Source organism: Rathayibacter sp. AY1C7 (assembly GCF_002931865.1).
GTDB lineage: Bacteria > Actinomycetota > Actinomycetes > Actinomycetales > Microbacteriaceae > Rathayibacter.
The window spans coordinates 92,093-102,007 of record NZ_PSWB01000013.1 but is presented as its reverse complement, the minus strand read 5'-3'; the positions used below and the strand labels follow the sequence as shown (position 1 = coordinate 102,007).

The window sequence follows — 9,915 nt, the reverse complement described above, 5'->3', positions numbered from 1 at the left end:
GGAGTCAGCCATCGGCCGGCTCCGACGGGGCGGGGGCGGGCGGCTCCGGGGACGCGGGATCTGTGGACGCAGGCGCTGGGGACGCGGTCTCCGAGGAGGAGGCCGCGACGGAGGAGACGGCACCAGGAGAAGGGGAGTCGGACGAGACCGGATCGGGAGAAGAGGAGCGGGAGGACTCGGGACCGGGAGGAGGGGAGTCGGAGGACACCGGATCGGGCGAGGCGGAGTCGGGTGCGGTCGGCTCTGGCACGGCGATCGGCGCGGCGGCGGCGCCCGTGCCGACGATCCGGCCGGCCTCGATCCGCACGGTGTGCGCGGCCAGCGCCTCCGGGACGTCGTCGAAGACGGCCGCGGTGATCAGGACCTGCTCGTAGTCGGCGACCACCGAGGCGAGGCGCTCGCGCCGGCGCGCGTCCAGCTCGGCGAAGACGTCGTCGAGCATCAGCACCGGATCGCCCATGGGGGAGTCGCGCCGGAGCAGCTCCGCAGCGCCCAGCTTCAGCGCCAGGGCGAACGACCAGCTCTCACCGTGGCTGGCGTAGCCCTTGGCCGGCAGCGCGTTCAGCTCGAACTGCACGTCGTCGCGGTGCGGGCCGACGAGGGAGACGCCCCGGTCGAGCTCGCGGCGGCGCACCCCGGCCAGCGCGGACGCGAACGCCTCCGCCAGTCCCTCGCCCGCCGCCGGTGACGCGGCGCCCGGCTGCTCCAAGGGCTCGCCGTCGTCGTCGACCGCGCCCTCGATGCTCAGGCGGGAGCGGAGCACCGGACGCTGGTCGGCACCGGCGACCGCCTCGTACGCCGCGCGCACCGGTCCGCTCAGCTCCTCCACCAGGGTGAGGCGCGACTGCATGATCTCGGTCCCGAGCGCGATCAGGCGCTCGTCCCAGATGTCGAGGGTCCCGAGCTTCGAGGGGTCCCGGACGCCGCTCGCCCGTGCGGACTTGAGCAGCGAGTTGCGCTGGCGCAGCACCCGCTCGTAGTCGGCCTGGACGGCGCTCATCCGCGGGGAGCGGAGGATCACCAGCTGGTCGAGGAAGCGGCGGCGGGCCGACGGGTCGCCGCGGATGAGGAGGAGGTCCTCCGGCGCGAAGAGGACGCTGGAGAAGAAGCGGGGGAGCTCGCGCGGCTTGATCCCGCCGCGGTTGATCTGCGCGCGGTTGGGGGAGGAGCGGTTGATCTGCACCTCGGCCAGCAGGTCGCGCTCGCCGTTGCGGAGGCGGGCGCGCACCACGGCGCTGTCCCGGCCGGCGCGGATGAGCGCCTGGTCGCTCGACACGCGGTGCGAGCCCAGGGTGGAGAGGTAGCCGAGAGATTCGACGAGGTTCGTCTTGCCCTGGCCGTTGCGGCCGACGAAGAGGTTCGGTCCGGGCACGAGCTCGACATCGACCGACTCGTAGTTCCGGAAGTCGCTGAGCGCCAGCTGCGTCACCTGCACGTCGCGCTCCCCTCCTCCACCCGTCGTCGCGGGCCTTCACTGCACCCCTGCGGGCTCCTGGCCCGTCTCGCTCGGCCGATCCACCCGCTCCGGCGCCTGCGGCCCGCTGTCCCACGGTCGGCCAGGCCTTCGCCCCCGGTCTCGACACACCCCTGCGGGCTACTCGACCAGCACGGCGGCGGAACCGTCCGGGACGCGGATCCCGATACGCCCGTCCGGGGCCACTACTCGCTCACCATGATCGGCCGAGCCCCGTCCCCGCCCGTGAAGGCGGCCGAAGGCTCGCCGCCCGACGTCGGTAGCGAGGTGGAGGCGGCCGGAGGCCCGCCGCCCCCGTGAGAGCATCCCTGCCTCACGGGGGCGGCGGGCCGCAGTCCGCCGTCCATCACCGGCCCTGCGGAACGCGCCCCCTTCCGGAAGCCGACCGCCGTGAGGACTGCCGGAGGCAGTCCTCACCAGCCGACTCAGTCGACGGCTTTGACGGAGTGCCCGCCGAACTGGTTGCGGAGCGCTGCGACGGCCTTCATCGCGGGGGAGTCCTCCTGGCGGGAGACGAAGCGGGCGAAGATCGAGGCGCTGATCGTGGGCACCGGGACGGCGTTGTTGATGGCCTCCTCGATGGTCCAGCGGCCCTCGCCCGAGTCCTGCACGTAGCCCTCGATGTTCTTGAAGTCCGGGTCCTGCTCGAGGGCGCGGACGAGGAGCTCGAGCAGCCAGGAGCGCACGACCGTGCCGCGCTGCCAGGCCTTGAAGGTGCCGGTGACGTCCTTGATGATGTCGCTGCGGGTCTCGAGCAGCTCGTAGCCCTCGGCGAACGCCTGCATCAGGGCGTACTCGATGCCGTTGTGGACCATCTTCGCGTAGTGGCCGGCGCCGACCTCGCCGACGTGGACGAAGCCCTCCTCGCGGGGGCCCTCGGGGCGCAGCGCGTCGAAGACGGGCATGGCGTACTCGACGAGCTCCTTCGGGCCGCCGACCATCAGGCCGTAGCCGTTCTGGAGTCCCCAGACGCCGCCGGAGACGCCCGCGTCGATGTAGTGGATGCCCTTGGGCTTCAGCAGCGCGTCGTGCTTGAAGTCCTCGGTGAAGCGGGAGTTGCCGCCGTCGATGACGAGGTCGCCCTCGCTGAGCTTCTCCGACAGGTCCTTGACGACCGCGTCGGTGATCTCGCCGGCCGGCACCATCACCCAGACGATGCGGGGCGAGGGGAGTGCGGCGATCATCTCGTCGAGAGAGGCCGCGTCCGAGACGTCGGGATTGCGGTCGTAGCCGGTGACCTCGAGCCCCTTGGAGCGGAGGCGGGAGCGCATGTTGTCGCCCATCTTGCCGAGGCCGACGAGTCCGATGTGCATGGTGAACCTTCCTGGATTCGTTGTCCGGCGGGCGGGCGCTCGTCGGGAGCGGGGCGGTCGCGGCTCTGCGATCCGGGGAGTGGTCAGCGCAGCAGCAGGTTGGGCTGGAGCAGGTAGCGGTAGCTGTCGCTGCCGGGCTGCTCCCGCGAGGTCTGCGCGGTGATCAGGACGGGGCCGGGCTTGTTGGGGTTCTCGGTCTTCGTGAACGCGATGCGCACGAACTCCGAGTGGACGGCGGCGAGGCCGTCGAGCAGGAACTGCGGCTTGAGCGAGACGACCACGTCGTCGCCGGTCACGATCGCGTCGATGCTCTCGGACGCCTGCGCCTGCTCGGAGCCGATGGCCTCGAGGGTGAGGCCGTCGCTGCTGAAGCTGAAGCGGAGGGCCGCCTCGCGCTCGAGCACGAGCGAGACGCGGCGGGTGGCCTCGATGAGGTCGCTGGTCGACATGACCGCGTAGTTCTCGACGGAGGCGGGGAAGAGGCGCTTCACGGGCGGGAAGTTGCCCTTGATCAGCAGCGAGGTGACGGTCTTGCGGTCCGCGGTGAAGGCGATCAGCTCGCGCTCGTCGCGGTTGGTGATCGCGACGGAGACGGTGCCGGAGTGGCCGAAGGTCTTGCCGACCTCCTGCAGCGTGCGTGCGGGCACGAGGGCGGTGAGCGGCTGGGTGGGCGCGGGGTTGTCCCCGTTGTCCCAGTCGATCTCGCGGACGGCGACGCGGTAGCGGTCCGTCGCGACGAGGCCGATCGTGTTCTCGGTGATCTCGAGCTGCACGCCGGTGATGACGGGGGTCACGTCGTCGCGGGAGGCGGCGACCGCCACCTGCGAGACGGCGGCTGCGAAGGCGTCGGCCGGGACGAGGCCGGTGGAGGCGTCGATCTCGGGGATGCTCGGGTACTCCTCCACGGGCATCTGCAGGAGCGTGAAGTGCGCCGAGCCGGCCGAGACCGAGACGCGCGACTCCTCCGTGGCGATGCGCACGGGAGCGTTGGGGAGGCGGTTCGCGATGTCGGCGAGCAGACGGCCCGAGACGAGCACGGTCCCCGTCTCCTCCACGTCGGCCGCGATCTGCGTCTGCGCGGACACCTCGTAGTCGAAGGAGGACAGTGTCAGACCCTCGGCGGTCGCCTCGATGAGGACTCCGGAGAGGATCGGCAGGGTCGTGCGCTGCGGAAGCAGCTTGACCGCGAAGGACACCGCCTCGCTGAAGACATCGCGGTTGGCTTGGAACCTCACGAGTACACCCCTGACGAGTCGCGGACGAAGACCGTCGCCCATCGTACCCGCCGGGCTCGACGAGCTCGGAAGGGGGTGGACCGCCGAGCACTCCCGAGTCGCTGTGGAGAGGTTGCCGGTCGAGGCTTCATTAAAGAGAGAACTGCGTTAACAGTGTTAACACGTGTGGAAACTGTGGAAAACGCTCCGGACCCCTACTCCTGGGTGGGATCGGAGGGACCCGCCCCTGTGGAGGGAGTGTGAGCGGGCCCGTGGACGCCCTGTGGAGCGATCCGAGCCGACCAGTCGCCCTCCACAGGCGGGCTCTCCGGGCGCACAGTCCCGAGGCGGTTGTCCACAGTTATCCACAGGTTCCTCACACTGTGGAAATCGGCCCTCCGAGGCGCGCGAGGCGGCGTGTCCGAGGCGCGCGAGGCAGGTCCGAGGAGTCCGTCGACGACTTCTCCGGTCACGACGGAGACCGTCGAGCGCGGCTGCCGCCGTCCGAGCGGCCCGGAAGACGGTGCGCGCTCCCCCTCCCCCGCGTTGCTCTCCTGGCCGTCGCACGGCGGATCGACACCGTCCGATCGCACGCCGGCCGCTCAGCCGCTCCGCCACTCGCCCGAACCCCCTGAGCATGTCCGGTCCGTGCTGGTCGAGTAGCCGCAGTGCGGCGTATCGAGACCCCCGCCAGCGCCTTCGCCTGATTTCGACGCGCGCCGACACCGACGTCCTGCTGCTCGCGCCGCGATCCCCGTCGCTCCCTCCCCCCACACGAGGAGAGGGAGCGACTACCCGACCACCGCGCACGGACGCCGATGGACCCCCAGGCACGCCACCCGGGACAGGCGGTCCCGGGGACCGCACGACTGCCGGTTAGCGGTTCGTCTTGATGCGGGTGGTCAGCTCGGTGACCTGGTTGTAGATGCTGCGGCGCTCCTTCATGAGCTCCGAGATCTTCTTGTTCGCGTACATGACCGTGGTGTGGTCGCGGTTGCCGAACAGCTGGCCGATCTTGGGCAGCGAGAGGTTCGTCAGCTCCCGGCACAGGTACATGGCGATCTGGCGCGCGGTGGCGACGGCCTGCGAGCGCGACGAGCCGTAGAGGTCGTCGACCGTGAGCTTGAAGTAGTCCGCGGTGTGGTTGATGATGTCGACCGGCGAGATGACATTGTCCTCGTCGAGCGTGATCAGGTCCTTGAGCACGGTCTGCACGAGCGACATGTCGACCGGCGTCCGGTTCAGGCTCGCGAACGCGGTGACGCGGATGAGCGTCCCCTCGAGCTCGCGGATGTTGCTCGACACCTTCGACGCCATGAACTCGAGGATGTCGTCGGGCACGAGCAGCTTCTCGCTGACCGCCTTCTTGCGGAGGATCGCGATGCGGGTCTCGAGGTCGGGAGCCTGCACATCGGTGATGAGGCCCCACTCGAAGCGCGAGCGCATCCGGTCCTCGAAGCCCGTCAGGGCCTTCGGCGGCAGATCGGACGTGATCACGACCTGCTTGTTGTGGTCGTGCAGCTGGTTGAAGGTGTGGAAGAACGCCTCCTGCGTCTCCGCCTTCCCCTGCAGGAACTGGATGTCGTCGATCAGGAGGATGTCGACGTTGCGGTAGCGGCCGTGGAAGGCGTTGCCCCGGTTGTTCGCGATCGAGTTGATGAAGTCGTTCGTGAACTCCTCGCTCGAGACGTACCGCACCCGGATCCCCGGGTAGAGGCTCATCGCGTAGTGGCCGATGGCGTGGAGGAGGTGCGTCTTGCCGAGCCCGGAGTCGCCGTAGACGAAGAGCGGGTTGTAGGCCTTGGCGGGAGCCTCGGCGACGGCGACGGCCGCGGCGTGCGCGAACCGGTTGGAGCCTCCGATGACGAAGTTGTCGAAGCTGTACTTCGGGTTCAGCCGGGTGTCGGTCGCCGGCACGGTCCGCAGCTCCTCGACCCCGCGGGTCGGCGCGACCGTCGCCGAGGAGGCGGTGATCGGCTCGAACGGGTTCATCGACTCCTGCGACGACGGGGAGCTGAGGGGCTCGTGCTCGATGTCGGGGTTCACCACGAAGGCGAACGTCGTGACGCCGAAGGAGTCGTCGAGCGTCCCGATCGCGCTGAGCAGGGGCACGCGCACGCGCTGCTCGAGCATTCCGCGGGTGAACTCGTTCGGGACCTCCAGGTAGAAGGTGCCCGCCATGATGCCCTTGGGCTCCACGAGCGAGACGAACCCGTAGAGGGGAGCGGTGATCCGCTCGTCCTGGGAGAGTGCGCCGAGGATCACGTTCCACGCGTCGACCATCGACGTGTCGTCTGCCATCTGTCTCCGGTCCTGGGTGCTGTCGCTGTGAAGTCGCTGCGGGATCGCCGTCTCCGCCGGCCCCGTCGCCGCCCGCTGCAGGGGCGTCGCGGACCGGGCGCGGAGCCGGGTCTCGAGTGCCGCTCTCTCCACAGGGTTGTCCACCGGCCTCGAGCGATGCCTGTGCGGGCGCGGGAGGACGCGGATCCCACCTGTGGATAACTGCGGCTCAACACCGTAACGAACGGAGCCGACGGGAGACAAATCCACCACAGCGACACCCGCGTGTCAATGCGCGGAACCCCGTGTCCCGTGTGCATGATCGAGGTTTCGCGCCGTCCACATTTGACCGGTGGCGGAACAGGCCGTAGTTTAAATCAGTTGACGCCTGCCCGGTGTCGTCCGTGCGGCCCTCGCAGGCCGAGCGGATTCCGCAGCCGGGCACCCCTTCTTCCCGGAGGATCCGAGTCTCCGCCCGAGCGGGTGGTGCCGGTTCGCGCCGCGGAACACGTACGTGGAGATCTGATTATGAGCAAGCGAACCTTCCAGCCGAACAACCGTCGTCGCGCCAAGGTGCACGGCTTCCGTCTGCGCATGCGCACCCGTGCCGGCCGCGGCATCCTCAGCGCGCGCCGCGCCAAGGGGCGCACCGAGCTCTCCGCCTAGCAGCGAGCGGTACCGACCAGCGGTGCTGGCCAGAGCCAATCGCATCGTCCACGGAGGCGAGTACCGGACAGTCGTCCGTCGCGGTGTGCGGTCCACAGGACCGCACACCGTCACGTATGTCCGCCGGTCCTCCGCGGGCGATCCGGCGCGGTTCGGGTTCATCGTCGCCAAGACGGTCGGCACCGCGGTGACGCGCAACACCGTCCGCCGCCGGCTCAAGGCCGTGGCGTTCGAGCTCGTCCCCGAGATCGACCCCGGCACCCAGGTCGTCGTCCGCGCGCTGCCCGGCAGCGCCGACGCCCCCTGGTCGGAGCTGCGCTCCGAGGTGTGGTCCGCGATGGCGCGAGCCGCGCGGAAGAGCGGGGCGTCCTCGTGACCGCCGTGCTCCCCCGCCGCGAGGCGCCGTTCGCCCGGCTCGGGTGGGCGATCCTCCTGCTGCCGCGGAACATCGGCGTCCTGCTCCTGATCGTCTACCGGGCGGTCGTGTCCCCTCTCTACGGGGACGTCTGCCGTTACTACCCCTCGTGCTCCGCGTACGCGCTCCAGGCGGTCCAGCTCCACGGGCTCGTCCTCGGCTCCGTCCTCGCGGCCCGCCGTCTGCTCCGCTGCCACCCGTGGGCGGCCGGCGGCATCGACGACGTCCCGACCTCGATCCCCCTGCACCGACCGGCTTCCGGCCGGACCCGTTTCGCCGTGACGCGAGCCGGGTTCGTCGTGGGCCCTCGAAAGGACTGACCCCACTCCATGGACCTCCTCGGCACGATCCTCTGGCCCCTCAAGTGGGTGGTCGAGCTGCTCCTCGTCGCCTTCCACCAGCTGCTGACCTTCACCGGCATGGAGGCGGCCGCGGGAATCACCTGGGTCCTCTCGATCGTCGGCCTGGTCATCGTCATCCGCGCCGCGCTCATCCCGATCTTCGTCAAGCAGATCAAGAGCCAGCGCCGGATGCTCGAGGTCGCACCCCAGCTCAAGAAGATCCAGGACAAGTACAAGGGCAAGCGCGACCAGCTGTCCCGCGAGGCGATGTCCCGCGAGACCATGGAGCTCTACAAGAAGACGGGCACCAACCCGCTCGCCTCCTGCCTGCCCCTGCTGATCCAGATGCCGATCTTTTTCAGCCTGTTCTCGGTGCTGAACGCGGCGCAGCACAGCCAGAAGGGCGTGGGCCCGCTCGATGAGACGCTCGCCCGCCAGTTCGGCGAGGCGAACCTCTTCGGCGTCGCACCGCTGCACCAGTCGATCCAGGGCGCACTCGCCGAGGGCGGCCAGGAGCCGGTCATCATCATCGCGGTGATCATGGTCGTCCTGATGACCGCGTCGCAGTTCATCACGCAGCTGCAGATCGTCTCGAAGAACATGTCGCCCGAGGCGAAGGCCTCGCCGACGTTCAAACAGCAGCGGATCCTGCTCTACATCCTCCCCCTCGTCTTCGCCTTCTCGGGCTTCGCCTTCCCCCTCGGCGTGATGTTCTACTGGCTGACCTCGAACATCTGGACGATGATCCAGCAGTTCATCGTCATCCGGAACATGCCGACCCCGGGCAGCGAGGCCGCCAAGGCCCGCGAGGAGCGCCTGCGCCGCAAGGGCAAGCTGGTCGAGGAGACCACGGCCGCCGGCGACGTCACCCTCGTCGAGAAGAAGGCCGTGCAGCGCACGCAGCCCGTGAGCAAGAACCGCTCCAAGAAGCAAGCCGGAAAGAAGTAGAGCCGCCATGACCGATCCGATGCAGACCATCACCGAGGACGCGTCCGCACCCGTGGACGTGGACGCGTCCGCCGTCGACGAGGCGCCCGAGTCCACGCTCTCTCAGCTCGAGGACGAGGGCGACGTCGCCGCCGACTACATCGAGGAGTTCCTCGACATCTGCGACCTCGACGGCGACATCGACATCGAGGTCCGCAACGGCCGCGCCTACCTCTCGGTCACCGCCTCCGGCGACACGAACCTCCGGGTGCTCTCCCGCCCCGACGCCGTCCAGGCACTGCAGGAGCTGACGCGCCTGGCGGTCCAGACGAAGACCGGCGCGTTCTCCCGCCTCATCCTCGACATCGGCGGCTCCCGCGACGCCCGCGAGGCTGAGCTCGCCCAGCTGGTCGACCGCGCGATCGAGCGGATCGAGGACGGCGCCACGTCGGCCTCGCTCCCGCCCATGTCGTCGTACGAGCGCAAGCTGGTCCACGACATGGTGGGCGAGCGCGGCTTCGTGTCGGAGTCGCGCGGCGAGGCGCGCGAGCGCCACACCGTCATCACCCGCGGCTGAGCGGCGTGGAGTCGACCCTCGAGGCCGAGCCTGCAGCCGCTGCGGCGATCGCCGGCGACCGCCTGCCCGTTCTGCGGCGCTTCACGGAGGCTCTCGCCGACCAGGGCGAGGAGCGCGGCCTGATCGGGCCGTTGGAGCTCCCCCGGCTCTGGACGCGGCACGTGCTCAACAGCGCCCTGGTGGCCCCTCTCCTGCGTCCGGGACTGGTCGGTGATGTCGGCAGTGGCGCGGGCCTTCCCGGGCTCGTCCTGGCCATCGTGCGGCCGGACGTCCGCTTCGTGCTCATCGAGCCGATGGAGCGTCGCGTCGTCTGGCTTCAAGAGCAGGTCGACGGACTCGCACTCGAGAATGTCTCAGTTCTGCGAGCCCGTGCTGAAGAGGCGGAGCTCGCGGAGCCTCTCGACCAGGTGACCGCTCGGGCGGTCAGCGCCCTCTCGAAGCTGATCCCGCTGACCGCGCCGCTGCTGCGGCCCGGAGGCGAGCTGGTCCTGCTGAAGGGCATCAACGCCGAGAAGGAGATCGAGGCGGCGGCCAAGCAGATCCGTCGTTTCCGGCTCTCCCCGCCCGAGGTCGTCGTGCTCGGCGACGGCGTGCTCTCCGAGGTGACGAGGGTCGTCCGGGCTACAGTGGGTTGATCGCCACGACGCCGCAGTGAGCCCCCGACTCCTCGTCCGTCGACTCCTCGGTGCTGATGTCCGTCCCACTCGC

Annotated in this window: 9 protein-coding genes and 1 pseudogene; 6 read left to right on the top strand and 4 right to left on the bottom strand. The window is 69.8% G+C overall.

Annotated features, from left to right (window positions below; genetic code table 11):
* Window positions 1–274 precede the first annotated feature (274 nt).
* From recF to dnaA, 4 genes and pseudogenes are all read right to left on the bottom strand, one after another.
* Window positions 275–1,435, bottom strand: a pseudogene (recF, locus tag C5C69_RS09140) (DNA replication/repair protein RecF); the annotation flags it as partial.
* A gap of 464 nt (window positions 1,436–1,899) precedes the next feature.
* Window positions 1,900–2,787 carry a phosphogluconate dehydrogenase (NAD(+)-dependent, decarboxylating) gene (gnd, locus tag C5C69_RS09135; RefSeq protein ID WP_104222677.1) on the bottom strand — a complete coding sequence of 296 codons (888 nt, stop codon included), beginning with the start codon at window positions 2,785–2,787 and terminating at the stop codon, window positions 1,900–1,902.
* Window positions 2,788–2,870: 83 nt separating this feature from the next.
* Entirely contained in the window at window positions 2,871–4,022 is a 1,152-nt protein-coding gene (gene dnaN, locus C5C69_RS09130) for a DNA polymerase III subunit beta (protein ID WP_104232992.1), read from the bottom strand.
* A gap of 855 nt (window positions 4,023–4,877) precedes the next feature.
* Entirely contained in the window at window positions 4,878–6,182 is a 1,305-nt protein-coding gene (gene dnaA / locus C5C69_RS09125) for a chromosomal replication initiator protein DnaA (RefSeq protein ID WP_374952921.1), read from the bottom strand.
* A 627-nt stretch (window positions 6,183–6,809) separates the two neighbouring features.
* On the opposite strand from dnaA, the gene rpmH reads away from it, so the two are divergent.
* The 6 genes from rpmH to rsmG are packed head-to-tail and all read left to right on the top strand — an operon-like array spanning window position 6,810 to window position 9,842.
* Window positions 6,810–6,947 carry a 50S ribosomal protein L34 gene (gene rpmH / locus C5C69_RS09120; protein WP_055784512.1) on the top strand — a complete coding sequence of 46 codons (138 nt, stop codon included), beginning with the start codon at window positions 6,810–6,812 and terminating at the stop codon, window positions 6,945–6,947.
* 22 nt (window positions 6,948–6,969) lie between these two features.
* On the top strand, window positions 6,970–7,323 hold the full coding sequence (gene rnpA, locus C5C69_RS09115; RefSeq protein WP_104222680.1) for a ribonuclease P protein component: 354 nt from the start codon (window positions 6,970–6,972) through the stop codon (window positions 7,321–7,323).
* 5 nt (window positions 7,324–7,328) lie between these two features.
* On the top strand, window positions 7,329–7,682 hold the full coding sequence (yidD, locus tag C5C69_RS09110; protein WP_244230695.1) for a membrane protein insertion efficiency factor YidD: 354 nt from the start codon (window positions 7,329–7,331) through the stop codon (window positions 7,680–7,682).
* A gap of 9 nt (window positions 7,683–7,691) precedes the next feature.
* On the top strand, window positions 7,692–8,651 hold the full coding sequence (gene yidC, locus C5C69_RS09105; protein WP_104222681.1) for a membrane protein insertase YidC: 960 nt from the start codon (window positions 7,692–7,694) through the stop codon (window positions 8,649–8,651).
* 7 nt (window positions 8,652–8,658) lie between these two features.
* A complete protein-coding gene (locus tag C5C69_RS09100; protein WP_181127048.1) occupies window positions 8,659–9,207 on the top strand; it encodes a R3H domain-containing nucleic acid-binding protein in 549 nt (182 codons plus the stop codon).
* 5 nt (window positions 9,208–9,212) lie between these two features.
* Complete coding sequence (rsmG, locus tag C5C69_RS09095; protein WP_104257799.1) at window positions 9,213–9,842, top strand: 16S rRNA (guanine(527)-N(7))-methyltransferase RsmG; 630 nt, start codon at window positions 9,213–9,215, stop codon at window positions 9,840–9,842.
* Window positions 9,843–9,915 lie beyond the last annotated feature (73 nt).